The sequence below is a fragment of the Candidatus Lernaella stagnicola genome (assembly GCA_030765525.1).
In the GTDB taxonomy this organism is placed as follows: Bacteria; Lernaellota; Lernaellaia; order Lernaellales; family Lernaellaceae; genus Lernaella; species Lernaella stagnicola.
Map to the genome: position 1 here is coordinate 18,072 of JAVCCK010000005.1, position 25,122 is coordinate 43,193.

Annotated in this window: 16 protein-coding genes and 1 tRNA gene; 10 read left to right on the forward strand and 7 right to left on the reverse strand. The window is 59.3% G+C overall.

Features of this window, described 5'->3' with window-relative positions:
• Window positions 1-548 precede the first annotated feature (548 nt).
• Together P9L99_01995 and nikR are read left to right on the forward strand one after the other, a co-directional pair.
• A complete protein-coding gene (locus P9L99_01995; GenBank protein MDP8222108.1) occupies window positions 549-1,493 on the forward strand; it encodes an aldo/keto reductase in 945 nt (314 codons plus the stop codon).
• Between the two features lie 66 nt (window positions 1,494-1,559).
• Window positions 1,560-1,979 carry a nickel-responsive transcriptional regulator NikR gene (gene nikR, locus P9L99_02000; protein MDP8222109.1) on the forward strand — a complete coding sequence of 140 codons (420 nt, stop codon included), beginning with the start codon at window positions 1,560-1,562 and terminating at the stop codon, window positions 1,977-1,979.
• On the opposite strand, the gene P9L99_02005 is transcribed toward nikR, so the two are convergent.
• The gene (locus tag P9L99_02005; GenBank protein MDP8222110.1) at window positions 1,976-3,094 is read right to left on the reverse strand and encodes a GDSL-type esterase/lipase family protein; all 1,119 of its coding nucleotides are present in this window, start codon (window positions 3,092-3,094) and stop codon (window positions 1,976-1,978) included. The genes nikR and P9L99_02005 overlap by 4 nt on opposite strands.
• 170 nt (window positions 3,095-3,264) lie before the next feature.
• Between P9L99_02005 and P9L99_02010 the strand changes: the two genes are divergently transcribed.
• The 4 genes from P9L99_02010 (at window position 3,265) to P9L99_02025 (ending at window position 7,137) form a co-directional block, all read left to right on the forward strand.
• Complete coding sequence (locus P9L99_02010; GenBank protein MDP8222111.1) at window positions 3,265-3,894, forward strand: hypothetical protein; 630 nt, start codon at window positions 3,265-3,267, stop codon at window positions 3,892-3,894.
• A 144-nt stretch (window positions 3,895-4,038) separates the two neighbouring features.
• Complete coding sequence (locus P9L99_02015) at window positions 4,039-4,545, forward strand: PH domain-containing protein (protein MDP8222112.1); 507 nt, start codon at window positions 4,039-4,041, stop codon at window positions 4,543-4,545.
• 63 nt (window positions 4,546-4,608) lie between these two features.
• The gene (locus P9L99_02020; GenBank protein ID MDP8222113.1) at window positions 4,609-6,795 is read left to right on the forward strand and encodes a C1 family peptidase; all 2,187 of its coding nucleotides are present in this window, start codon (window positions 4,609-4,611) and stop codon (window positions 6,793-6,795) included.
• A gap of 12 nt (window positions 6,796-6,807) precedes the next feature.
• The gene (locus P9L99_02025; protein ID MDP8222114.1) at window positions 6,808-7,137 is read left to right on the forward strand and encodes a zinc ribbon domain-containing protein; all 330 of its coding nucleotides are present in this window, start codon (window positions 6,808-6,810) and stop codon (window positions 7,135-7,137) included.
• Window positions 7,138-7,195: 58 nt separating this feature from the next.
• On the opposite strand, the gene P9L99_02030 is transcribed toward P9L99_02025, so the two are convergent.
• Window positions 7,196-9,481 carry a beta-propeller domain-containing protein gene (locus P9L99_02030; GenBank protein MDP8222115.1) on the reverse strand — a complete coding sequence of 762 codons (2,286 nt, stop codon included), beginning with the start codon at window positions 9,479-9,481 and terminating at the stop codon, window positions 7,196-7,198.
• 290 nt (window positions 9,482-9,771) lie between these two features.
• Here P9L99_02030 and speB point away from each other — a divergent pair, with 290 nt between their 5' ends.
• From speB to P9L99_02045, 3 genes are all read left to right on the forward strand, one after another.
• Window positions 9,772-10,641 (forward strand): agmatinase, encoded by an 870-nt coding sequence (gene speB, locus P9L99_02035; protein ID MDP8222116.1) that lies wholly within the window; start codon window positions 9,772-9,774, stop codon window positions 10,639-10,641.
• A 66-nt stretch (window positions 10,642-10,707) separates the two neighbouring features.
• Entirely contained in the window at window positions 10,708-11,685 is a 978-nt protein-coding gene (locus P9L99_02040) for a CoA-transferase (GenBank protein MDP8222117.1), read from the forward strand.
• A 10-nt stretch (window positions 11,686-11,695) separates the two neighbouring features.
• Complete coding sequence (locus P9L99_02045; protein ID MDP8222118.1) at window positions 11,696-12,463, forward strand: CoA-transferase; 768 nt, start codon at window positions 11,696-11,698, stop codon at window positions 12,461-12,463.
• 106 nt (window positions 12,464-12,569) lie between these two features.
• Here P9L99_02045 and P9L99_02050 read toward each other — a convergent pair whose 3' ends face one another.
• The gene (locus tag P9L99_02050) at window positions 12,570-14,063 is read right to left on the reverse strand and encodes an SUMF1/EgtB/PvdO family nonheme iron enzyme (protein MDP8222119.1); all 1,494 of its coding nucleotides are present in this window, start codon (window positions 14,061-14,063) and stop codon (window positions 12,570-12,572) included.
• 682 nt (window positions 14,064-14,745) lie between these two features.
• Here P9L99_02050 and P9L99_02055 point away from each other — a divergent pair.
• Window positions 14,746-15,069 (forward strand): hypothetical protein, encoded by a 324-nt coding sequence (locus P9L99_02055; protein MDP8222120.1) that lies wholly within the window; start codon window positions 14,746-14,748, stop codon window positions 15,067-15,069.
• Between the two features lie 7 nt (window positions 15,070-15,076).
• Here the strand turns inward: P9L99_02055 and P9L99_02060 are convergent, their stop codons facing one another.
• The 4 genes from P9L99_02060 to P9L99_02075 all read right to left on the reverse strand — a co-directional run bounded on the left by P9L99_02060 (window position 15,077) and on the right by P9L99_02075 (window position 25,119).
• Entirely contained in the window at window positions 15,077-17,059 is a 1,983-nt protein-coding gene (locus P9L99_02060) for a P-loop NTPase fold protein (GenBank protein ID MDP8222121.1), read from the reverse strand.
• A gap of 271 nt (window positions 17,060-17,330) precedes the next feature.
• A complete protein-coding gene (locus P9L99_02065) occupies window positions 17,331-20,267 on the reverse strand; it encodes a POTRA domain-containing protein (protein MDP8222122.1) in 2,937 nt (978 codons plus the stop codon).
• Window positions 20,268-20,277: 10 nt separating this feature from the next.
• The gene (locus P9L99_02070) at window positions 20,278-24,771 is read right to left on the reverse strand and encodes a translocation/assembly module TamB domain-containing protein (GenBank protein MDP8222123.1); all 4,494 of its coding nucleotides are present in this window, start codon (window positions 24,769-24,771) and stop codon (window positions 20,278-20,280) included.
• A gap of 275 nt (window positions 24,772-25,046) precedes the next feature.
• Window positions 25,047-25,119, reverse strand: a tRNA-Gly gene (locus P9L99_02075).
• Window positions 25,120-25,122 lie beyond the last annotated feature (3 nt).

Below are 25,122 nucleotides of genomic sequence, written 5' to 3' on the forward strand. Positions count from 1 at the left end.
TGCCCAACCACCATTTGGCATTTCTTTTTGCTATATTTCGCACACTTAGCAACCCCGAAATCAAAACAGTGCGCGACTAGATTAGTTATTAGTACCATTGTCTAGACTATTTGTCGATCCTTTTGCGAATTACTTACGCTCTTTTTTGCGTGCCCGTATCGATTAAGAGGCCTTCCTTTTCGCGCTTTATGGTTGACTGTGCATAAATAATCCCTATCGTTCTGGTTGAGAACGAAAATGGACACAATCTCTCGCGAAAAGCATGACACGACAAAGACACTACCCTTTATCGCGGGCCCCAAAGGCCCGCGACTTTTTTATGGTCGACACGGAAAAGTGAAGGAAGTTCCCCGGTAGTTGTTGAAACCCGATCTCTATTGTACACCATTAGCTTCGAAAACAGGTTCCTTTTTTTCTTTTTTTTCTCTAACGGGTTCATATTATGCGCATTTTTACCGATAGACATTAAGATTAATGTTGACGGTGTCATCGGATGGTGGAGCCTTACTGCAGCGCGGCACTTCGCTACCGGGAGAAAAAACAGAGTTATGAAGACCAACCGAATCGGCGACACCGATCTTGTAGTTTCCGAGATCGCGCTGGGGACGACAGGAATCGGCGGACACAACCTGTTCGTGAATATCGACGAAGTGGACTCGGCGACGACCGTGCGCCGGGCATGGGAATCGGGCGTTAGTTTTTTCGATACGGCTGATTATTACGGGCTGGGTCGGGCGGAGACGCTGCTGGGCAAGATTTTGCCGCGGGAAGCCGTGATCGCCTCGAAAGGCGGGCTGCGGTGGAACCAGGAAGGCAAATTCGCCGGCCGGGACATCAGCCCGGCGCATCTGCGCAACGCGGTGACGGCGAGCCTACGACGATTGGGTCGGGACGTGATCGACCTGTATTATCTGCATGCGCCGGACGGCAAGACCGATATTGCCGACGCCTTCGGCGAACTGGTGAAGATGCGCGATGAGGGCAAGATACGCTATTTGGGTGTCTCCAACGTTACGTTGGAGGAGTTGGAGGACGTCATGGAAGTCGGGTCGGTCGCCGCGGTGCAGAGTCAGTTCAGCCTGTTTGATCGCCGGCCCGCGCGCAGCGGCATGCTGGCGTACTGTCAGGCGCACGGCATCGCGTTTATTCCTTATGGAGTGCTGGCTTTCGGCATTCTGGGAGGAAAATACCGGCGCGATTTTCGCTTGGCGGAACACGATTGGCGCAACAATCAGGCGATTTTCGACCGACGAAACTACCCCTACGTGATCGCCGCCGCGCATCGGTTGCGGGATAAGGCGGCGCGCATGGGCGTGCCCCTGACCCACGTTGCGATCCGCTGGGTGCTGCAACAGCCGGCGGTGCCCACGGCGCTGGTCGGCGCGAAGCACCCGGAGCAAATCGAAGACAACGCGATGGTAACGGACTTTTCGCTTTCCTCTCAGGAAATGGAAGACATCGAACAAATTGTGGGCGACCTACGGATTTTTTAGGCGCTCGTTGACCCTCGATCCACACCCGGCTATTCTCCACGAGACTCACACCTGGGAGATGTAATCATGCCGAAAGACCCTGTTTCTCGTATCGGTGTGTCCTTACCGCCGGACCTGCTTGAGCGCTTCGATCACTATATCGAGGAAAAGGGTTACGAAACGCGCTCGAAAGCCATCGCGGATCTCATGCGCGAGGCGTTGCTGCGCGAGGAATGGGGAGAGGCCCATGCCGAAGTCGTCGGCGCGGTTACGCTGGTCTACGATCATCACACCCGCGGGCTTTCCGAAAAGCTGACGTCCATTCAGCACGATCATCACGACATCGTAGTGGCCACCACGCACGTACACATCGATCACGCCCGGTGTTTGGAGATTACCGTGTTGCGAGGTCGAGTGGAGGATGTCCGGGAGATCGGCGAGCGGATGATCAGCTCCCGGGGTGTGTTGCACGGCAAGATCGTTTTCGCCGCCACCGAGTCCCGCTAGGGAACCAGCGCACTTTTTCCCCTCAGCCATGACGCCGCCAACGCGGCCAGTTTCTCGCCCGCCAAACGGTGGCCGAGCGCGGCCGGATGGCAGTCGTCCCGGTGCGCGTAGAGTTCGGGATGGTTGCGATACACACGGAAAGTCTCCGCGAGGTTGAGGTGGGTGATGCCCTCGTCGGCCAGCAGCTTGGTCACCTCGTCGATGATCCAGGGCCTCGTTTCGTGCAGCATGTGCCGGTAGGGAAAGACGACGACGAGGAAGCGCGCGCCGAGTTTCTCTTCGGTGAAGCGGCGCATGGCGGTCAAGTGTTTTCGGAGGCGCGGCAGGCCGGTGCCGTCGGCGTAGATCTTCTCCAACTGGCGGCGGGTTTTTTGGGCGTAACGATCGGCCATGCGCGGGGCGGCGCCGGGGATTTTCCATGCCCATTCCTGGGCGCCGCGGATGATCAGATTGACGAAATAGCTTTTGTCGAAATCGAGGCGGTATGTCTTCAGGCGTTCCTTGGCGCGTTGGAGCGTGCCACGTTTCTCGGCTTCCTTGGCGGCCTGTATGCGGGCGTCGTCAGCCGGGCTGAGCGGCTCGGCGTCGTTGAGACACAGGCCGACCACGACGATCTCGGGCGCGAGTTGCGGACCCACCTCACGCAGGAGTAGGTCGTATTGCGCGACGGCGAAACCGTTGACGCCGCAGTTGCACATATCGAGCGGCGAATCTTGTTGGGCGAGGGTGGTCTCGGCGACGTTGTCGAAGCGTTGGTCTATCGGCAAGGGGCTGCCGAAGGTGATCGAATCGCCCAGGACGATCGCCCGCGGCACGTCGGGGGACGGTGTCGGGTTCCACTCGGTATCGCGGAAGCCGGCGGCATTGATGTTGATTTCGACGTCGCGGTAACGAGGCGACATGAAGCGCCCGCGAAAGCCGGGGTGGTAGCGGTGGCCGATGGTTTCGTCGGGTATGATCAGGCCCTCGGGGTATCCGTAGTAAGCCGGGCGGGCGGTCATGGGATTGATGATGCGCACGGTCGCCTCGGCCGCCAGGAACACGATGGCGTAGGCGAGCAGCAAAAAGAGGACGCGGCGCCGCGTCCACCGCGGTTTCGATCGCTTAGGAGGCATGCATTTGTGTACCAGAAAGAGCGGCGGGCCTCAATCGTTTTTGGCCGGTTTGGTACTCGGCGCTGAGGCTATCGCCCCCGGGCAAGGCCGAATGAAGCTTGATCTTTGCTCTCGCGCTTGCTAAAAATTCGTCAATCCGTTTCCAGATCCGAAGAATCAATGAGGAAGCCATGAAAAAATTCAGCCTTATTCTAGTTATCGTGGTCTTGGCGCTTCTGTGGGGCGGCGGCCAAGCTCTGTACACCGTCATCAAAAACCCCGAGCCGCTGACGATGACCTGCGAGGAGTACGCCAAGCAGCGACCGGACCGGGAATGGGTGAAACTTACGGATTGCGCGTTGGTTATACCCGAAGCCGCTTTTATCGGGCACAGTTCGATTACCCAGGTTTACGTTCCGGTCGTGCCCGGGGCTGTCAATTTTTACGAGGACAATCCGAAAGTCAGCCTGGTGCTTAACTCCCGCGACGAGGGCTTGCGTCAGACCGTGCGAAAATTGATCGATTTGGACAAGGTCACCGACGAAGCAAAAATCGAAGAATTCATGGTAGATCACTACGACGACTTGTTTCCCCGCCGGAACATCGAGGGCACGGTGAAGTTCGGCATTGAACTCGACAGCGACGAACGCAAACAGTTGTCGGGGTTAAGCGGCTACTTGGCAAAAAACTTCGTCATCGTGGCCGACGGCGAAGCGCCCGATCTGAAGCTCGCTCTGATCATGTTCGGCGCTGGTATTGCCCTGGCGTTGTTGTTGGCGTGGTTGTGGCTGCGTCCCGGACGGCATCGGGAGTCGGCCTGAATTCGATGACTCTGTGACGCTGACCTGTTTTTTTCCAGAAACATCTGATCAACGGTGGCGTTTATCCGGGTGGCCGCCGCGCGCAGGTTCGGCTTGCGCGGGTAGAAACGTGTGCGGTATGTTCGGCCCGGGGAGGAGCACATCATGGGCGTCAAGTGCGATGAGTTCCGTATGTCGTTTACCGCTTGCTACCGCGGTCTCGCGGTAGTCCTTTTCACTTTTCTTTTCGTCCTGCTGGCGGCTCGCGTTATCAAGGAAGTCGTGTTTTACGATGTTTCGGATTTCGATGCCGCCATGCTGGTCTTGCGGCTGGCTGCCGGTACGGGTTTCGGCCTTGTTGTCCTGCTGCCTTTCGCGTACGCCCTGGTAGGCCGCTGCCGGGTCACGGTAACAGCGGAGGGAATCGCCGGGCGAAGCTTTTTCGGACGCCTGCGCCGGATCGAGTGGGCGGACCTCGCGTCGGTGAAGTCGGCGAATTTTCTCACCATGAAATATGCGGAACTTCACGCCAAGAACGGCAAAAGCCTAGTGGTACCGCTGTTTCTGGAGGACATGGCCGCGTTTTGCGCGGCGGTTGACAGCGTGGCCCCGCCCGAGAGCCCGCTGATCCCCTTCTTGGAAGAGCGTTCAGCCGGCCGGAAAATCGCCTAGTCGCCCTTGTCTATCACCATGAATTACTTGTAGAAAGAATAGGATTTGCAGAGGGAGATTACCATGAAACGTTTTATTGTTTTGTTTGCTTTATGTTTGGTTCTGACCTGGGCCGTGACCGCCACGGCCGATCCCTCGGCGCCCGGCGCGTCGCAAGAACGACTGGAAGCGAGCGGCCTGTCGTGGGCAAGCGGCAAGACGCCGCTTTCGAAACTTTCGGTCGAACAAAAGAAAGCGATGCTTGGTTGGCGGCCGAATCCGACGATTAACGACCTGCCGCGTTTCAAGTCGAAGCTCTCGATGGCGGACGTGCCGCATCACTTGGATTGGCGGGAATACGGCGGCGACTTCATCACGCCGATCCGGGATCAGAGCGACTGCGGATCGTGCTACGCATTTTCGGGCGTCGGCGCGATCGAAGCGGCTTGGGCAATCAAGATGGGTCTTAACGACCCGCAATTGAATTTATCCGAACAGTACATCGTCAGTTGCCAAAGTATCTTTGGTTGCGACGGCGGCTGGATGACCGACGTGTTGGTCGCGGCACGCGACGCGGGTATTCCCGACGAGGATTGCTTCACGTACGGCGCGCGTGATTATGAGTGCAACCGTAAATGCGAAGACTGGGCGCGGCGCACGTTGATGCTGGAAGACTTCGAAGTGGTGCTCAACGAAGAAGCCGACACGCCGGAAGAATACGAGGCCATCGTCATGGCTCTGCAAGAGGGGCCGGTCACGGTGGGCTTTGATGTGTACGAAAACTTTTTCGAGTACGAACACGGCGTCTACGGCTACACGTCGGGGATGCTCCTGGGTGGTCACGGCGTGGTGATCATCGGTTACGACATCGATGCGCAGTACTGGATCTGCAAAAACTCGTGGGGTTCGAGCTTTGGCGAAAGCGGCATGTTCCGCATCGAGTGGGGCATCTCGGGATTCGGCCGCGAGGTGATGCTGCCCATCACGCCGCCGTGCACCCAAAATGATTTGTACCTGCATCCGGTGGATCCCGGCGTCGATTTCATTCGCTACGAGCAAGGCCCGCTGCCGGTGGCGCTGCGCGTAACCGACGACTGCGGCCGCGGCGCCCAATACGCCGAAGTGACCGCGCGCTACAACGGACAATCCTTCATGCTGTTCGACGACGGCGCGCACAATGACGGCATCGCCGGCGACGGTATTTTCTGGGGCGCGGTGCCCGCGGCGATGGTAACGCTCGGTCCGGTGGAGATCGCCATCGAAGCCACGTCTCCGGGCATGACCGGCGCGAGCATGACCGTCTACGGCGAAGTGAAGAAGCCGGCCGAAGTGTTGTTGATCGCCGATGAAGGCGAAGAAGACGGCTACCTGTTCTACGGGCGGATGCTCGACGACATCGGCGTTGATTACGACCTGTGGAGGGTGGTCGACCAGAAGCGGTTCCCGCGCGATTTGTTGGCGCAGGCACACGCGGTGATCTGGTTCACGGGCCCGGCGTTGGGCACGTTCTTCGATGCGGAGGAGGTGGCTCTGGCGGCGTTCCTGGATCGGGGCGGCAAGCTGATGATGGTTGGGCAGGATCTAATGCAGAACCTGCACGATCGCTATTACCGCTTTGCGCGCGATTACCTGAAAGTGAAAACGTACTTCAACGATACCGGTTCAAAAGCGGCCGGCGGTGTGCCGGGCGAGCCCTTGACCGAAGGCATTGCCTGTCCGCTTACCTACCCCTTCACCGATTATTCGGACACGATCAAAGTGATGGAAGGCGCGACGCCGATCTGGCGTAACGAGGATTTGCGCAACATGGGCCTGCGCTTCCCGATGCACGACGCGGCGGACGAGCCGTATCGTTTTGCGTTCGCCGCCTTCCCGCTGCAGGCGATGCCGATGTTTGAAGCGAAGAAATTCACGGCGCGGGTGATGGATTGGTTCTTCGGCGATGTGTGCCTGGACACCGACGGCGACGGCTTCGGTTACGGCGGCTCGTGCACGGATCCCTATCAGGATTGCGAAAACGACGACGCGGAAGTCTTCCCGGGCGCCGAGGAGATCTGCGACGACGGCAAAGATAACGACTGCAACGGCCTGGTTGATCTGGACGATCCGGCCTGCGAGGACTTCCTCGACGACGACACCACCGGCGACGACGATACCACCGGCGACGACGATACCGCGCCGGTTGACGATGATGATGACGACGACAATGACGACGACCAGGTGGCAGGTGATGACGACGACGATGGCGACGACAGCGGTTGCGGCCTATAAGTCGAGGGCTCGATGCCGATTTATGAGTACGAACACGAAGGCGAGGCCTGCGAAAAAGGCGCGCGCTTCGAGGTGATGCACAAGGCGGGCGAGTCGCCGCTCACGAAGTGCCCGCAATGCGGCGGCTTGGTGCGGCGTCTTGTGTCCCGGCCGAATATCGCTTCGCCGACCTCCGACCGCGAATTACGGGATCAAGGTTTCACGAAACTGGTCAAGCGCGACGACGGTTTGTATGAGAACGTCACGGCGCGTGACGGCGATCCAAAAATCGTCGACAAGCGCGACATGTCGCCTGAGCCCGAGGCAAAGAAAAAGCCCAAGGTCTGGGATCTGGACGATTGAACCGAAAAAAGCCCCGAGGTGATCGCCCCGGGGCTTTTGTTCTTCGTCAACGCGGCGATTAGATATCGTCGCCACCGGAACTGTCGGAACCTTCGCCGTCGGTACCTTCCGGCGGCACGTCGCCACCGTCTTCCCAACCGTCATCCCAGCCGTAGTATTCCTCTTCCCAGGGCAGGCTGATTTCCTGCTCGTTGTCCCAGGTGCCGATTTCGGTAACAACCAGCCCGAAGGTGCTGATCGTGAACAAGTAGTCGCCGATGCGCACGGAGCGCCGCGGTTCGGGAAGTCCCCAATAGTCGTCGCTACCGGCTTCCGGTTCGATTAGGCTGTGATCGATCCGTGCCAACTCGGCAAAGCCGTCGGCTACGGTGACATCCATCACGACCACGCCGGCAAATGCGTCGCCGCTGCCGGGTTCGTCGTCATCGTCGGTGACCGGTTCGTCGTCATCGGCGCCCGGTTCGTCGTCATCGGCAACGGGGTCGTCACCAGGCACGGTTTCATCCTCGTCACCCCAGTCGTCGCCGTACCCCCAATCAATGATCGGGATCGCCAACAGGTCGCGGCTGGGATCGTAGAGGAAGGCGTGATGGTCGTACGCCGCGGCCGACCCCACCCAACCGAAGTTGTGTCCCCACAGTTTCTGCGGATTGGCGAAGTCGCTCACGTCAAACAGCGAAAGCGCCAAAGTGCCGTCGCTGCCCCACTCATCGCCGCCCTGCCCGACGGCCAGCAGGTAATCCTCGCCCATCGGGTGCAGGTAGGTGGAGAAGCCGGGAATTTCGAGTTCGCCGACGAGGGTTGGGTTTTCCGGGTCGGACAAGTCGATGGTGAACAGCGGGTCGGTTTGCTCAAAGGTGACCAGGTAACCGCGCGGGCCCATCATGCGGGCGGCGTAGATTTGCTCGTCGAGGGCCAGGTTTTCCAGCGAACCGGCGGGCACGAGGCCCTGCTGGTCATCCAGACTGAAGCAGAAAACGCCGTTGCGCTCCGGCGTACCGGTGCGCCAGCCGCCGTATGAAGTCGCCACGCGCAGGTGACCCTGCCACTCGCTCATGGAGAATTGGTTGAGCATCCAACCCCGCACTTCCGCGCTACCCTTGTAGACGGCCTCTTCCGGATTGGAGGCGATGTCGAAGCGGTGGATGGGGCTCAAGTCGTCAAACTGCTCGGGTTCCACCCAACCCCAGGCGGTGTCGATGGTGCCGCTGACGTAGAGGTTCTCTTGGCTGGCGTAGACCATGTACCCATCGGCAATAATCGAGATGTCGAGTTGCCGGGCCGTGGGGTCGTCCATGCGCACGGTCAACACGGAGAGAATGGCCGTGCCCATCGGATCTTCCGGCCGGTAATGGTCGGGACACTCCGACAGCAGGCCGGTTTCGGTTTCCATGCCGCCCGCGGTGTGAATGACGTTGTAGTAGCGGGGCAGCCAATCTTCGAGAGTGCTTTCTTCGATGATCGCCCGGTTTTGCGCCTTGAGTTCTTCCAGCGCGACCTCGAGTTCTTCAGGCGTGTAGTCGTAGCCGTCGAGGTAGTACTCCAGACCGGCGAGCGTCTTATGCACCGTGGTGACGATGCGCACGCCCGCGTCGATCATGCGGCTGCTGACCAATTCGCCCTCGACGTACATTTCGCGCTCGACGAAGGGATCGGTTTTGTCGGAGTGGTCGACGATCGAGACTTTCACTACGTTCCAGTAACGCTCATCCTCGGGCACGTCGGGCCAAAGTTCGGCGGGCGCTTGGTCGCGGGTCACGCGCGAAAAGACCAGCGCCTTGTCGCCGTAGAGGTACATGTCGCTGACGTATCCCTCGATATCGACGCGAGAGATTTCCTCGGTGCTGACCTGCGGATTGGCGTCGAAAAGAATGAAGTAGCCGCCGGTGACCAGGTAGAGGTAGTTGCCGTCGGTTTTGACCATGTCGGCCTCATCCACGCCCTCTTCCTGCACGTTGGTGTCGGTATAATCGTCGCCGCGCGCGTCACCGTCGCCGGTGCCGCCGTCATCGTCTCCCATTTCGCCGCCGGCCTGATCATCGTCGGCGGCGAAATCGTCGTCGTCGCCACCGGGAGCGGCGGTGTCGTCTTCGTTGCTCCAGTCGTCTTCAGGAACCTCGTACCAGTCTTCGCTGTAGATGGCGTCGATCGCTCGTTCCATTTCCATCGTCGCGTTTTGCTGTAACCAGGTAATGACGTCGCCGCAATCGCGGCATCGATAAAGACCGGCCTTGTCGGTATATATGTCGCTGTCGCCGTCGCCGGTGGCGCAGGCCGCCAACCTAAACGAGGCAACCAGCGCGAAGGCCAGCCAGCCGTACATAATCCATTTTCCAAACTTCATGACTGTATCTCCCCAAAAAGCGCGTCATCAGCGCGGAATTTTACCACGTGGCAAAGACCAAGCTTTTACTATCGCAAATCCTATGCCAGCCTCTCAGTTCCGCTAAAATACTGATTTTCCGCATGAATTATCGCACGGCGATAGCAAAAAGCAACGAAAAAACTGACGCCTTGCCCTTTTCGGGCTCAGAAAACTGAGGACCGGCGTTTTCCGTTTTGTACGGCCGTGCGGTTCTCGACGGACGTCGGCCGGTGTTCTACACTGACGGCTCTAACCGGCAAGGAGCGCGTATGGCCGAGCACTTTTTCGATATCCCCGCCTCGTTCGCCGAGCGGGAAAAAGCGGGCGCGGCGATTGTCTCGATTCCCTTCGAAAAAACCGTTTCCTACGGCGGCGGCACGGCACGCGGCCCGGCGGCGATCTTCGAGGCGAGTTGTCAGGTGGAATACTTCGACGAAGTGCTGCAGCGCGAACCGTATCGCGCGGGCATCTTCAGCGAGGCGATTCCCGATTCGGCGGAGGTGTCGGCCCTGTCGCCGGAGGCCATGATTGAACGCTTTTCCGGCATCGTCGGCGGGCATCTGGACGAAGGCCGGTTCCCGGTGGTGCTCGGAGGCGAACATACGGTGACGCTGGCCCCCTTCGACGCGGCGGTGCGGCGGCATCCGGATTTGCACGTGCTGCACCTGGACGCTCACGCCGACCTGCGCGACACCTACGAGGACGACCCGTTTTCGCACGCCTGCGTGGCGCGGCGCATGGTGGAAAAGGCGCCGATCGTGCAAATCGGCATCCGATCCTACGACAAAGAGCAGGCCGATGCGTTGAAGGATTTACCGGTTCACATGCTGCACGCGCACGAAATCCGCGCGGGGCGCGACATGGCCGCGTTTGCCGATGAGCACCTGGGTGAAACGGTGTATTTGACCATCGATCTGGACGCGTTCGATCCGTCGATCATGCCCGCCACCGGCACGCCCGAGCCCGGCGGTCTGCTGTGGAATGAAGTGGACGCGCTGCTGGCGTGGCTGTTCGCCCACCGGCGCGTCGTGGCGATGGACGTGGTGGAACTCGCGCCGATCGACGGCCTGCGCGCGCCGGACTTCCTGGCCGCGCGGCTGGTGTATCGCTGCATCGGGCGGCGGGCGGCGCGCAAATAACGTCTTGACGGACGGCGCAGGTTTTCTATTCTCGTAAGCGATCATCACAGGAAAGGTCGAAACCCCATGAGCGACACGCAGTTTGAGTTTCCGCGACAAGGCTGCCGGACGCTGATCAAAGCGCCCGACCCCGCCGCGTTGCGCGCGGTGAATCGGGAACGGAACAAGGCGCTGGTGGACAAGCGCGTGAGCGAGGACGAGGCCATCGAGCGCTTCGTGAACGAGGGCGATTACCTCGGCTTCGAACTCTACGGCACGGTGCGCTGCCCGATGTCGCTGACGCGGGCGCTGATCCGCAGCGGCAAGACGGGTTTCGACCTGGCCGGGCAAGGCGTGCACGAGGCCGATCTGCTGCTGGCGGCGAGCCTCATCAAGCGCATCGATTGCACGTACATCGGGCAGGAAGTGTACGGCGTGAGCCCGCTGCTGCGGCGCGAGGTGGAATCGGGCCGCGTCGAGGAAGTGGTCGAGTGGTCCAACGGCGCGATCACCTGGCGCTTCAAGGCCGCCGCGATGGGCCTGCCCTTTTTGCCGACCTACTCGATGCTCGGCTCCGACACCTTCAACTACAGCGCGGCCAAGGTGATCGACTGCCCCTTCACCGGTAAGCCGGTGGCGCTGCTGCCCGCGTTGGTGCTGAACGTGGGTTTCATTCACGTCAGCCGGGCCGACAAGTTCGGCAACTGCCAGGTGGACGGCGTGAGCGGGTTTGCCGCGGAGATGGCGCGGGCGTCCAAGAAGCTGATCATCTCGACCGAGGAAATCGTCGACACCGAGGTGTTCCGGCGCGAGCCCGAGCGGACGATCATCCCCTGGTACAACGTGGACGCCGTGGTGCACGCGCCCTACGGCTCATGGCCCGGCGAAATGACCGGCGTCTACGAACGCGACGAAGAGCACTACCGCATGTTCCTGGAACTGGTCAAAACGCCCGAGGGCACCGAGCAATACATGCGCCAATGGGTGCGCGATCTTCCCAACCACCAGGCGTTGATCGAGAAGATCGGCGCGGACCGCCTCGCGGCGATCCGAATCGACACGTGAGGGGGCGGCCATGAGCGAGACGACTTACAACTCCAGCGAACTGCTGATTTGCCTGGCCGGCCGCCTGGTGGAAGACGGCGCGATGGCCTTTATCGGCACGGGCATTCCGATGCTCGCCGCCTCCCTGGCGCAACGGCGGCAGGCGCCGAACATGGTGCCGATTTTCGAATTCGGCGGCCTGGGCGCGAAGCTCGAGAAGCTGCCGCTGGCGGTGGGCGACATGCGCACGTTCAACAAGGCGATGGTGGCCTCGAGCATCTGCGAGGTGATGGAGACGGCGCAGCGCGGTTTCATCGAGTACGGCTTCATCGGCGGGGCGCAGATCGACATGTACGGCAACCTGAACTCGACGCTGATCGGCACGCCGGACGCGGTGAAGGTGCGGCTGCCGGGCTCGGGCGGGGCGAACGACATCGGCTCGCTGATCTGGCGGACGATCGCCATCATGCGGCACGACAAGCGGCGCTTTGTCGAGAAGCTCGACTTCCTGACCACGCCGGGCTACCTGCACGGCCCCGGCTCGCGCGAGGCGGCGGGGCTGCCGCCGGGCACCGGCCCGTACCGAGTGGTAAGCAACCTGGGCATCATGGGTTTTGACGAGCAGAGCAAGCGGATGACGCTGCTGTCGGTCAACCCGGGCGTCACGATCGCGCAGGTGGTGGAGAATACGGGCTTTGAGTTGCTGGTGGCCGACGAGGTCACCGAGAACGCGCCGCCCACCGCCGAGGAACTGCGCATCCTGCGCGAGGATGTCGACCCCGACGGGCTTTATCGGTAGGCGGGTAATCGCGACCAGGGCTTTGCCCTGGACCCACCAAAGAGGGCAAGCCCCCTTTGGAAACCCCCGAAAAGGGTAAAAGAGAAAAAGAGCCCAAGGGTAACTCTTAACAGTCCCGGGAAATACGAAACCCAATGTCGCCGATACGGTAGTCTGGATCGCCCCCGACCCGAACCGACGCGCGCACAACGTCTGCACTATTGACCCAGCAACCGCCGCGGACAACACGGTCCGTCGGGTACTTGCCGACCAAGACCCAACACCACTCCCAGACGTTGCCGAGCATGTCATAGAGGTCCCAGGCGTTTGGTTTCTTTTCGCCAACGGGATGCGTCGATCCCTCTGAGTTCTCGCCGTACCAAGCGATCTCTTCCAGCGGCCCGTAGGGGTCTTTCGTGCCTCCGGCCAAACAGGCGTATACCCATTCTTCCTCAGTGGGTAAACGTATTCCTTTTGCGCCTTCGATTGGCGTCGCCGTATCGTTCTCTTCGTCCACAGCGTAGACTTCTTTCATACCCAGTTTCTTGGAAAGCGTATTGCAGAATTTTACCGAATCAAACCAAGAAACCATTTCCACCGGATAATCTTCGGTTCCCTCCCCGGCGATGCGACTGGGATTCGTTCCCATCACCTCCTCGTAAAGGCTTTGCGTTACAGGGTAGGCGAGCATTTCGAAATCTTTTCCCGGAATCTTTTTCCAAGGCAACCGGTGAACGGACATTTTCGCCGGCCGGGTTGTTTTCGACTCTTCAGGACTCTCTTCGATGCGCGTGGCGGCAGCCATCTCGATGATCGTACGGATTGCTTCTTCGTCTTCAGGAAAATCGGTGAGTCTTTCGCCTTCGCTTTGATCCTTTCTCAGAATTACCTTGATAATATCGTCGTCGATTCCCGGTGTGTTTTTGACCCACTCGTCAAGCGAGTATGGCTCCTGAGCTGCATCTTGCTCTGGTTGTCTATGGGAATAGTACTCTTGAAGATGGTAGAGAAGCAGCGGCCATTTCTCCGCGGTCGCTATTAGTTCGCGGTGGGCGTGGAACTGAAGCAACGTCCATTTTGCCAACAGGTCCGGCTGATAATCGAAGCTCGCATCCGCCTTCTTTCTGGCCTCGGCCAATGCGAGGTTAACCGATATGAGGTTGACGGCCATTTTGCACGCGCGTGGTTTTCGTTCCATCACTTCCGCGATCATTTCGCAGTATCGGGCCAGACGCGAATCTTCGGCGGCGTGTGAACGAATCAACTCCAACATGCGCGATATTTCCGGCGGTGGTAGCCGAATGGGAATTTGAATGATCTTTTCGAGATACTCTCTGGGATTAACCGGTATCTCCGACTTCTCGTCAAAAGCGAAGTCCTTGTACCGCACCAATATGCCGGCACGTATTACGCGCTCGTCCACGCCGATAATGAAGTAGAAACCCGGCAGGTCCAGGAAGACCTTGATGCCTTCGAGTAGTTCGATGGCTCGTTCCGGCAGGCAGCGATCCAGGTCGTCGATACAAACCACGATACGAAGGTCTTTGGCATTGCCCTTGGCGTTCCGCAATTCTTCCGTGAGGCGATAATAGAGACTCTGATAAGCCTTCATCGCTTGCATGTACGGTCGCCTTTCCTCCTCCGCTTTTTGCTCTTCCTCTTGAACGGCCTCCCCCGAGTTTAACCATTGACTTTTCGCCATCGATACTAATTTTGGCCACGCCGAGCGCTGAAATTTCGCCCGACATTCCATGTGCGATGGCGGCGGGCACATTCTTGACTATCCTTAACAGCCCTTCTGCTACTTCAAGCGCTTTTCCCTTCAATGTTTTCTCTGTTTTGATCTCATCATCCAACGCGGCGACTAAGGTGTGGAAGAAAGGAACGATGAGGTGCTCTTCGCGGGTAAATCGCCAAGGATTGAACCAGACGGTGAGTACGTCTGACTTCTCCCCCAAGTGGTCGAAAACCCACCGCAGAACCGTTGACTTCCCCGATCCGTATTGTCCGTACAAGCCGATGGAAAAGCAGTTATCGACATCGGAGTCGAGAACAATTTTCGAGATCACATCTCGGAAGATGACGTAGCCCAGGGCGTCCTTGCCATCGGCCGGCAACATTGCGGGGCCGTCGGATAGAATGCAGATTTTGTCGTCAGCCATTCTTCACGCTCCAACTAGTAGAAAATGCCCCGACAAACCTCCCGGCAGTCGCCGGGATGCGGGTTCGTCGGCTGGTCCGCTTTTTCACGAGAGCAAACGCAGGGGGTCACCCATCGCGGTGCTGGAAATCATTGGTGTAGAATGCGTGTGCCGCCCAAGGCTGCACAGATACGGATAGTCCGTCAAGGGGACGCGCGGGCGAGCGTAGCTAATCGTCGTTTCGGGAAAATCGCAAAGCGACCCGCGCGCGCGGCGGGCAGTGTAATCTTTCGCGATTTGGCAACGGAGAATCCATTTAACGAGGGGCAGGACACCCTGCCGTACAATCAGCAGATCGCGCAGGTGGTGGAGAATACGGGCTTTGAGTTGCCGGTGGCCGACGAGGTCACCGAGAACGCGCCGCCCACCGCCGAGGAGCTGCGCATCCTGCGCGAGGATGTCGACCCCGACGGGTTTTACCGGTAGGGCGGAATTAGACGTCTTCTTCTTTGTTTTCGATGTCTCGGACGCAGCGAAAGCCGCGGTCGCGGATTTTGCCTGTTGGGCTACCGCCACGCAGATTCGATGCGCGTGTGTCTCGGGAATCGTTGCGCCAGCTACTACTCCGCAGCACGCGGTGCGGGCTATTTACAAGGCGGAGGTCCCAGCACCATTCCCGGACGTTGCCGAGCATGTCATAGAGGTCCCAGGCGTTTCGTTTCTTTTCGCCAACGGGATGCGTCGATTCGCCGGCGTTCTCGTCGTACCAAGCGATCTCATCCAGCGGTCCGTAGGGGTCTTCCGTGCCTCCGGCCAAGCAGGCGTAAACCCATTCTTCCTCTTTGGGCAGCCGGATGCCCTTTTTGTCTTGATTCCACGAAACCTTGTCGGAATTCCCGCCAAACTCATAGACCTCGTCCATGCCCATCCTCTTGGAAAGCGCATTGCAGAATTCTACGGCATCAAACCAAGAGACGCTTTCCACCGGATGATCCTCGGTTCCCTCCCCGGCGAAGCGACTGGGGTTCGTTCCCGTCACTTCCTTGTAAAGGCCTTGTGTTACGGGGTAGGCAAGCATTTCGAAGTTACTGCCCGGGATTCGCATCCAAGTGAGCGGATTGATTCTTCGCCCCGACGCCGCGGGCGTCGTGGGTTCGGCCAACCTTTCACGAAATTCCACGATGATACCCAGGTTCTCCATTGGATTATTTCCGGGGTCGAGCAGCCAGTCGATGAGGGACTTTAGCCTTCCGGACTCGGTGAGGTGAAAGTCGAAATCGTCCTCCCCCCCGGGTTCTTCATTCGCCCTATCCTTAAGAAGGCGCAGCCAATTAAGCAGACTCTCTGCCGATCCCGCCTTCGCGTTCCAACGGGACCGATCCCGTTTTTGAACTTCATGAGAAAAAAGGAGGTAGCGGGCGGCATAAGGCATTAAGTAACCGCGTTCACTGTCGTCGAGTCGACTGTTGATTTTACCGAAAACCGAAAACCAAACCGCGAGATCGTTTAGGTATCGTTTGACCGCCCTGGGGTTGGAGGGAAGATTCGCGACAAGAATTTCGCGGTCTTCCTCCGGAATATACTCGCCCATGGGGTGCCCTTCCAGTTGGCTTTTGACGTAGTCGTGGAAATCCTGTTTCGGCGGGGCGGGAATGTTGAAAATCACCTGCACGAATTTATCGAGGGCGTCTTTCGACCGTCCTTTGAAAACCGCCTTGAGATAGTGATCGAGTTGGTGTTGATCCATGGCGAGATAAAAACAGACACCGGGGAAATCGAGGAACAGCTTGATCGCTTCGAGTACGGCCTTGATTTGGGCTTCGTCGCAACGGTCCAAGTCGTCGATGAATACAGCGAGACAGTATTCTTTGTCGTCGATTTCAGTTTTCGACGTATCGCGCCACTTGTTCATCACCCACGCGGCGGCGACTTCAAGGAAGGCCTGCTGGAAAATGTCGATTTCGGAACATTTCGATAGAATCTCATCGACATTACTCGAACATTCTTCGATTTCTTTCCTAATTAAGCCGTCGGTAAGGAATTTGTCCAGCATAGCTGGGAAGGCGTAAATGATGGCTTTGGCGATTCGCCCTCGGTTTTTTAGGAATTGCTCTTGGAATTCCCTTTTCAGGCCGCCCTTGCCTATTTCTTTAAGCAACGCGCCAAGCAAGCCCGCCATGACGGGTGCGGCGTCTTTGTATTTCCAGGCGTTGAACCATACGGCTTTCACCGTACGTTTTCCGTCTCCCTTTTTTCGGTCTTGCTCGTCTAGAATTCTTTTTATCGTTTCCATGAGGGTAGACTTACCCACGCCCCATTCGGCCTGAACCAAAACGCATAACGGCGTCTTGTTGTATGGATTCAACGCGACTTCGGCCAATGTGGAACCATACTCTTCGAAATGAAACTCGAGGGCGGTCTTCGCTTTCCACGGCTGGTCGCCGATGATGCGGATAAGTTTCTTGCCGTCCGACATCTTTACCTCCCAAGCGATCAAGAAAAGCTAACGATATATCCGACATCACTCTCCCGGCAGTCGCCGGGTTGCGGGTTCGTCGGCTGGTCCGCTTTTTCACGAGAGCATACGCAGGGGGTCACCCGTCGCGGTGCTGGAAATCGTTGGTGTAGAATGCGTGTGCCGCCCAAGGCTGCACGGATACGGATAGTCCGTCAAGGGGACGATCGGGCGAGCGTAGCTAATCGTCGTTTCGGGAAAGTCGCAAAGCGACCCGCGCGCGCGGCGGGTTTTAGAACGCGTTGCCGATGGTGATGTAGAACTCGCCCGGCGTTTCGTTTGTGCGCCGGTTGAGCTTGAAGCCGTAGTCGGCGCTGATCGGCCCGATCGGCGTGACGTAGCGGAAGCCGAGCCCGGCGGTGGTGCGGATTTCTTCGATGATGTAGGTGTTGCTGCCGCCGGTGACGTCGCCGGCGTCGAAGAAGCCCAGGATGCCGAAATTGGAGGGCAGCGGAATGCGCAGTTCGGTGTTCTGGTAGGCCATGAAGTAACCGCCGACCGGGGTTTCGCCGTCTTCGCCGAAGGGGCTGATCTGGTTTTGGCCGAAGCCGCGCATGGTGGTCGAGCCACCCAGGAAGAGGCGGCGGCTGACGGGGATGGAGTCGGTATCGCGCAGGGCCTGCAGGTGGCTGACGATGACGTTCTCGGCAAAGACCCAGCCGTCGAGGAAAGAGAGCGCCTCGAAGATGGGCAGGTACCAGGAGGTTTGGCCAGTGACGCGCAGGTAGTGGATCTGGCTGAGGAACCACGGCGGGCCGTAGTCGAAACGGATCGTGTTGCGGGTCCAACGTGTCGGGTTGAACTGGTGGTCGCGCAGGTCGTGGATGAGCATCGGGCTAAGCGTGGAGATGGTGATCTCGCCCTGCTCCTGGTCTTCGACGGCGGGGTCGATGTTGAAGATGAAGTCGCGCGCGTATTCCCAGTCGAGTTTGGTGGTGAAGGGGTCGAAGAAGCCGTGGTTGCGCGCGGCGGCGTCGCGCATGGCCGGGTTTTCGTGGGTGGCTTCAAGGAAGTTGATCAGCTTGCGCCAGATCAAGGTCGAGCCGATGGTCACCGAGAAGCTGCGCACGTCGTAGGCGATTTCCTGGAGGTCGGCGTCGCGCACAATAAGCGTGCCGTCGACGGGAACGCGGCCGATCCACGGCCAGGTGAAGCCGACGGAGGTGATGCGGCGATCGAGGCGGAAGCTGGGGTCTTTGACGGCGATGTCGTTGCGGTAACTGATGCGCCGCCCGTGCCCGGCGAGGTTTTTGTGGCCGATTTCAAACGCGCCGCTGTAACCGGTGAAGGAGTTGTACCCGACGCCGCCGATGATGTAGCCGCTCTTGCGTTCGTCGACGGTGATCATCGTGTCGACCACGGTGCTGTCCAGATCGGGGTCGACCGGGCTGATATCGACGCTGTTGAAAAAGCCGAGCTGAATCAGCGACTGCTCAGAGCGGAAGATCTTTTCGAAGTTGTAGGGATCGCCTTCGACAATGACGGTTTCGCGGCGGATGACGTGGTTTTTCGTAAGCTTGTTGCCGCGCATGTAAACGACGCCGAAGAAATACTGAATGCCCTCGGCGAAGGTGAAGACGATATCGACCTGCTTGCCGTCTTCGGACAGCGTCACCGAATCGCGCACCCGCGCCTTGGCGTAGCCGCGCTTGAAGTATTCGGATAGCAGCACGGCCTTGGTTTGCTGAATGAGGAAGGGATTGAGCGGCTCGCCCACCACCAGCCCTTCGTCCATCTTGGCGATGGCGATCTGGAATTTGCGGTCCGAGAGCTTTTCGTTGTCCTTGAAAGAGATCGACCGCAGGGTGGTCTGCGGGCCCTCTTCGATCACGACCATGATATCGATGCGCTTTTTGCGTTCGTCGAACGTGACCACCTTCTGCGCGACCTTCGCCCTCAGGAAGCCGTTGGCGTTGTAGTGGTTGATGACGTTTTGCAGGTCTTTGGTGAAATCTTCCTCGACGTAAATCTTGTCGTTCTTGAGCAGGTTCTGTAGCGTCTTATCGGGGAAGGCGTCGTTTTCCTTGAAATCGACGTTGCGGATGGTAACTTTCGGCCCTTTGTCCGAAGTCAAGTTGATGCGCTTGACCTGGAGGCCACTGGGTTCCTCGAATTCTTGGTATTCGTAGTCGACCTCGGCCAGATAGTATCCCTGCCGCTGGAAATACAGCTTGATGCGTTTGGCGAAGTCGCGGGCGATCCACTCGTTGAAGCGGCGCTGGTTTTTCAGGCCCAGCACGTCGGTGAATTTCCATTTCATCTCGGCGCAGGTGAAGCACTCGTTGTCGTACCAGATATCGACGCGCGGCCCGATCTTGATCGGGAATTTGGCGATCATGTGCGACTTTTCGTAGTTGATGTCGAAGGTGTCTTCGTCGGCGAGGTCGAGTTCCGGAACGCGCGCTTCGCGATGCCCTTCGGTGTACAACCACTTCTTAAGGCGTTCGAGGCCGCTTTCGATGCGGTCCTGGTCGAAATCCATGCCGTCTTTCCACTTGGCGCGCTTGAGGATTTCCTCACGCGTGTAGATCGACAGCTCCGAGCCGGTGAAGTCGAACCGGATGATTTTGAAGGTCTGGCGTTCGGCGGGTTTGATTTTCAGGTCGACTTTGTTGTCGTCCTGGCGGTCGGTTTTGGTGACGTCGATCTTCACCGTCGCCTTGAGCTTGCCGCGACGGGCCAGCGCGGCGGTTAGTTTATCCTGATAGCGCTTCTTGTTTTCATCGTGCCAATCGTCGCCGGGCTCGAGATGCAGGATGTCCAGGAGGAGTTCCTGGGCGCTGTACGAGTAGCTGTTGACCACGCGCACGTCGCGCACGATGTAGCGCGGATAAATTTTGATTTGCACATCGACGCCTTGGCCGTCGGCGGCGTCGCGGGCCATGATCGCGGCGTTGGATACGTCGCCAAGTAAGTAGAAGTTACGCAGCGTTTCACGCAGGCGCCACCGATCGAAGGGCTTGCCTTTCCCGAGTTTGGACACGCCCTTGATGTCCGGGGCATCCATGTACTTGGGAATTTCCCACTTGATATCGCCGCTGATGGGCCGTCCGAAATAGCGGGCCAGTTCCGCGCAGAAGATCTGTTCGTCTACATCGTCCTGCGCGGCCGCCATCGCCGGGACGACCAGCACGAGAAGAAGCAGAATTGGGATCAGCCACCGTGGCACGCGTACTCTCCTACCGGTACTCGATTTTGATGCGAATGCCGGCCCCGAAGCCGCCGCTGGGCGGGGGATCATCTTCGCCGGCGAAGTTGCTCCAGTCGGTATATACCGCCAAATAGCGGATAAATCCGTATTCCATTTCGGCCGCCAGGGTTTCATCCGAGAGCGCTTGGAAGACGGACGCGGTCAAGTCTTTTTCCAATTCGGTGGAGGCCTTGAGCATCGGCACGCCGCGCGAACTGTCCAGGCCGATATCCAGCCCGGTGTAGCGCGACACGCGGTTGCCCAGGAGGGATTGAGCGGCGATCGCCAAGGCTTGTTCGCTGCCCAGGCCGGAGCCGCTTTCCTGAAATTCCTCGTAGGAAACGCCGACGGTCAGCAAGGCCACGATGTCCCGTTCGGTTTTGGGCGGATCGGAGCTTAGCGTGACGTGGAAGCGGTCGGGCGTACCGGCGACGTTGACGAACACGATGATCTCGCCGCCGCGCACTTCGGTTTTGGCGTTGATGTCGAAGGCGGGCACGATGCGGGTTTCGTCGACGAACTGCACGGTGGCGTTGGTGACTTTGTAGTCGTTGTTCCACACCAGCGCGTGACCCTTGAGGATATCGACGGTGCCGATCATGCCGGTATCGATATTCGAGCCGGTCAGCAATAGATCGAGCCTGAGTTCGAGGTGCGCCAGGTTGTTTTCGAATACGACGTTGCGCTCGGCCCGGACACCGATGTTGAAAAACACGCTTTCTTCTTTTTTCTCGTAGATGGCCGATCCGGACACGCCGCCCTTGGGCGTCTGCAGAGTTTTCAGAATGCTGATCAGGTCGATTTCATACGTGGCGAACGCGCGCGCCAGTTCCACGTCGCCCGAGATGTCGAGCTTGCCGTCGGATCGGTTGGTGATGATCAAGTCGACTTTTTTGATCGCCAGTTCGACGTACGGGTCGACGCCGGTTTTCACGTCGGTGAGTTTGACGAATAGATCAAGCTTGGCCGTCGGTTGGGCTTTTTTCTCGGCGTCCGTTGTAACGGCGGCCGTCTGCGCCACAGGCAGCGTATAGGTACCGCCGCCGATGAGTTTGCCGCCGCCGATATCGGCGCTGAGTTGCTCGATCGTCGCCTGGCCGTTGCGGAAAGTGACTTGCAGATTGAAGTTCTCGATGGCCGTCGGCACGTTCTGGATCACGAAGTTCGCGCCGGGCATCGAAACGTCGGCGAGCACCTTTTGGATGTCGAACGCGACCGGTATCTCCGCCTTGAGTATGACGTGGCCCGTCGCTTCGGCGATGGCTTCGGTGAAGTTGCTGGCGATGCCCATATCAATATCGCCGTCGAGCACCAAGAAGGTCTCGCCGCGCAACTGCCGGCTATCGAGGGTTAACTTGACGCCCTCGCCGCCCAGCGCGAAGGACGGCACGGTCAGGCGGCCGTTCTCGTATTGGATGTGCAGGGGCACGATGTTGCCGCGCTCGTCCTGGTTGCGCAGCACGAAGCGGTTCTGCTGGAAGCTGAGTTCGTCGAAACGGATATCGACCGCGACGTTCGGCTTGGTCAGCGCTGTGCCGTCCTCGGCGAACTGCCCGTCCTGCACCGCGGCGAGCGCTCCGGCGGCGACGACGCTGCCGTGGATCATGCCACCGAAGACTTTCTGTTTCTCCTCGCGTTCGCTGAGGGACGCCGACTTTTTGCGGCCGCTCTTGACCTGTTGTTTAACGAGTTCGCGCGACTTGAGGAAGTTGGAGTAATCGAGGTGGTCAAAGTCGATGCGGGCGTCGAGCGGCATGTCGTCCAGCAACCCCAACGACGCGCGGATCTTAATGGCTCCCAGGTTCTTGGCGGGCGGTTTTTCCTCGACCGGCGGCGGCGGCGCGCCAAAATCGGGATCGTCGTCGTCGTCACCCTGCCCGGCCGCGGCGAGATCGAAAGCGCGGTCGGCCCCGCGCGCGGTGTCGTCCTGTCGGTTCAGATCGATATCCCGCCGATTGGCCAGCAGTTCGCCCTCAATATTAACTCGTTGCTCTTTGATGCGAATTTTCAGCCAGGAGTCGCCGAGGTCCAGGTGGTCGAAACGGCCGCTGGTGATGGCCAAGTCGATTTCGGCGCCCGGGTTGTCGAAGGTGCCGACCAGGTCGGCGTTGAGACCGACGTCGGCCATGGCCAGGATGCGGTCGCGGCGCACGGTGTCGCTGGCCATCTCGGTCAGGTTGTGGGTGCGCAGCCGGATGTCGAAGGTTTTATCAAAGGGGTGCACCTGCCCGGTCAGAACGATGCGAGCCGGTTGGCGTTCCTGCTCGGTCAAGTCTTTTTCGGATTTGGGCCGCCAAAGGCCACGATGGAAGACCGGGCGGATGCCGCGATTTTTCACGATCGAGAGGTCGTCGATGATCACGACGCCGTTTTCGAGCTTGGCGTCGAGATTGATCCTTTCGACCTTCTCCCCGAAGGCGGCCAGGTTCGTGCCCTTGAGAACGATCGCGCCGTTCATTTCCTCCAGGGGACCGTCGATGTCGACATCGAGGCTTGTGGCGCCCTTGATGTCCAGGTCGCTCAGGCCGGCGATTTTCAGCAGTTCGGGGATTTGGGTTTCCGGCATGTGCAGCTTGGCTTTGATCTTCGGCTGCTTTTCGCTCATGTCGTAAGCGGCGTCGAGCTTAATCGTGGCGGCACCGGCCTCGACGAGCAGATTCGTCACGGTGGCTCGTTGATGCACGAAGCCGAGGTCGGCCGACACGGATTGAATTTTCGTCTTATCGAAAACGATGTGGTCGAACTTGAGCGCGCCTTCGACATCGGGCTTGGCGGCGGTGCCGCTTACCTTGGCGTCGAGGACCCCCCGCCCGGCCAGTTTCTTGCCGCCGACGAAACCCTGGAATTCGGAGAGGTCGTCGAGCTTGACCAGGGCGTCGAGATTCAACGCGCCGGCGGGATTGGCCGTGCCGCTGACTTCCACGCTCGTGTGCGCGGTTTTGATCTGCAACATCTTGATGACGTTGTTTTTCGGTCCGACGTTACCGACAAGTTGCACGGTGGCTTGCGGAATGATCGACCCGCCCGCGGCGATCTGCTCGGCGGTGATGCGCAGGTCGCGCACCTGGTTGGAGTCGCCCCGCGCGGTCGCATCCAGGTTGATGTTGACGCTCTTGACGGCCACCGCGTCGCCGTAAGCGACGTCGGCGATGTCTATCGTTCCCTTGGTGTCCACCACCAACGGGCTCAACCTGCCGCCGGCGCTGAGATCGGCGTCGAGCACGGCCTTAACCGGCAGGTCGCGCAACCCGAATTGCTGCAGGGCGGAGCCGACGTTCAGCGCAGCGATTTTTACATTCGAGGACAGCGGCATCGAGCCGCCCATGCCTACTTTCGCCTGCAGGTCCACGCGCCCGCCGGCCGTTTCGAGGTGCAGGGCTTTGACCCGCGCTTGGTCCTGGTCGGCGGCGAACACGGCGTTGAAATTGCGCAAGGCAAGCTGATTGACGTGGGCCTGCGGCATCGCGATCGTGCCGTCGGCGCTGTAGGTCATTTTGTCTTTGCCGAGCTTCAAGCCGGCTTTGGTTTGGAGATTAAGGCCGCCGCGCAGTTGCATGTCCTCGGGTTTGGTGAGGACGAGTTGGTTGACCTTTTTCAGGTCCACGTCGAGGTTCAGATTCGCGGCCAGTTCGAGTTCGCCCAACAGATCCGTGGCGGTAACGTCGCCGCTGAGTTGGAGATCGGGCATGGCGATGCGCAGGGTCGGAACGCGGGCGCCCCAGGATTGCAGGTTCGCCTCGGCGTCGATGGCGATCTCATCGATCTTGTCGTACATCGTGCCGATCATGAACGAGGCGTCGGCGAGGCGCAGTTCAGCTTGCACGTCACCTTGGCCGCCGCGCAAATCGGCCGTCGCGTCGAGGGTCAACCCGTTGACGGTGACATTGATGGGCTGCCCGGGCTCGGGGTTGGGATTCTCAGGCGTCGGGGCCGGTGGCGGCGGCACCATGTCGAAGCGAACCTTGCCGTCGATATGGAGGCGTTCGATGATGATGGGCAGCGCCAGCTTGAAGGGCTCGTCGCTTTTGGGTTCTTCGGGTTTTTCCGGTTCGGGTTTCGAGGGGCACAGCGGCAGATTGACCAGACCGTCTTCGAGGCGCGTGTATTGTTCGACGCCCTCGAGGCTGAGGTCGGAGACGACGACTTGGCCGCTGAGCAGCGGCGCGGTTTTGACCGTGAGCAGCAGGCGGTCGAAACGGGCAAAGGGATAAACGAACTTGCCTTGCGGGTCGGTATATTTGGCGCCTTTGATTTCCAGTTTGAAGGGCACGAGGCGCAGGGTGAAACTTTCCACCTCGATGTCGGCGCAGATGGCTTCTTCCACGCCGGGCAAGACCTGCGCAAGGATCACGCCGGTCAGCGATTCGCTTTGCAGGAGAAAGTTGATGGTGACCAGGACCACGGCCACAAAGCCGAGCACACCGGCGAGGGTGTACCCGACGATCTTCAAAACCAGCTTTGCGATTTTCGCGGCCGCGTTCATCGCTCAGGGTCCCCGGCGGTTTGGCCCGCCTCGTTTGGCTCCACGGTTTCGCCGTCGATTTCCGGTAAACGCCTCGTTTCGTCGGCCCAGGCAGCTAAATCAAAGGTGCAGCAACGATCGCTGCAGAAAGGGCCACGCGGTTCGGACGCCCAGCGCGTGGCTCGACCGCATGTTGGACATCGTATTTCACACGTCCCCGGCAACGAATCTCCTGTCATTTTACAGGGAAGGCCCCGATCCGTCGCCCCGGACCGAGGCCCCCCTAAAACCGGCAAAGCGGGCAACGGGATTCGAACCCGCGACTCCGAGCTTGGGAAGCTCGTACTCTACCAACTGAGTTACGCCCGCTCA

Excerpts from the sequence above, each read along its gene's own strand:
- P9L99_02040 (MDP8222117.1), top strand. The coding sequence starts at position 10,708 with ATGAGCGACACGCAGTTTGAGTTTCCGCGACAAGGCTGCCGGACGCTG.
- P9L99_02060 (MDP8222121.1), bottom strand. The coding sequence starts at position 17,059 with ATGTCGGACGGCAAGAAACTTATCCGCATCATCGGCGACCAGCCGTGG.
- P9L99_02030 (MDP8222115.1), bottom strand. The coding sequence starts at position 9,481 with ATGAAGTTTGGAAAATGGATTATGTACGGCTGGCTGGCCTTCGCGCTG.
- P9L99_01995 (MDP8222108.1), top strand. The coding sequence starts at position 549 with ATGAAGACCAACCGAATCGGCGACACCGATCTTGTAGTTTCCGAGATC.
- speB (MDP8222116.1), top strand. The coding sequence starts at position 9,772 with ATGGCCGAGCACTTTTTCGATATCCCCGCCTCGTTCGCCGAGCGGGAA.
- P9L99_02050 (MDP8222119.1), bottom strand. The coding sequence starts at position 14,063 with ATGCAAGCGATGAAGGCTTATCAGAGTCTCTATTATCGCCTCACGGAA.
- P9L99_02010 (MDP8222111.1), top strand. The coding sequence starts at position 3,265 with ATGAAAAAATTCAGCCTTATTCTAGTTATCGTGGTCTTGGCGCTTCTG.
- P9L99_02015 (MDP8222112.1), top strand. The coding sequence starts at position 4,039 with ATGGGCGTCAAGTGCGATGAGTTCCGTATGTCGTTTACCGCTTGCTAC.
- P9L99_02070 (MDP8222123.1), bottom strand. The coding sequence starts at position 24,771 with ATGAACGCGGCCGCGAAAATCGCAAAGCTGGTTTTGAAGATCGTCGGG.
- P9L99_02005 (MDP8222110.1), bottom strand. The coding sequence starts at position 3,094 with ATGCCTCCTAAGCGATCGAAACCGCGGTGGACGCGGCGCCGCGTCCTC.
- P9L99_02055 (MDP8222120.1), top strand. The coding sequence starts at position 14,746 with ATGCGTGTGCCGCCCAAGGCTGCACAGATACGGATAGTCCGTCAAGGG.
- P9L99_02045 (MDP8222118.1), top strand. The coding sequence starts at position 11,696 with ATGAGCGAGACGACTTACAACTCCAGCGAACTGCTGATTTGCCTGGCC.
- P9L99_02025 (MDP8222114.1), top strand. The coding sequence starts at position 6,808 with ATGCCGATTTATGAGTACGAACACGAAGGCGAGGCCTGCGAAAAAGGC.
- nikR (MDP8222109.1), top strand. The coding sequence starts at position 1,560 with ATGCCGAAAGACCCTGTTTCTCGTATCGGTGTGTCCTTACCGCCGGAC.
- P9L99_02020 (MDP8222113.1), top strand. The coding sequence starts at position 4,609 with ATGAAACGTTTTATTGTTTTGTTTGCTTTATGTTTGGTTCTGACCTGG.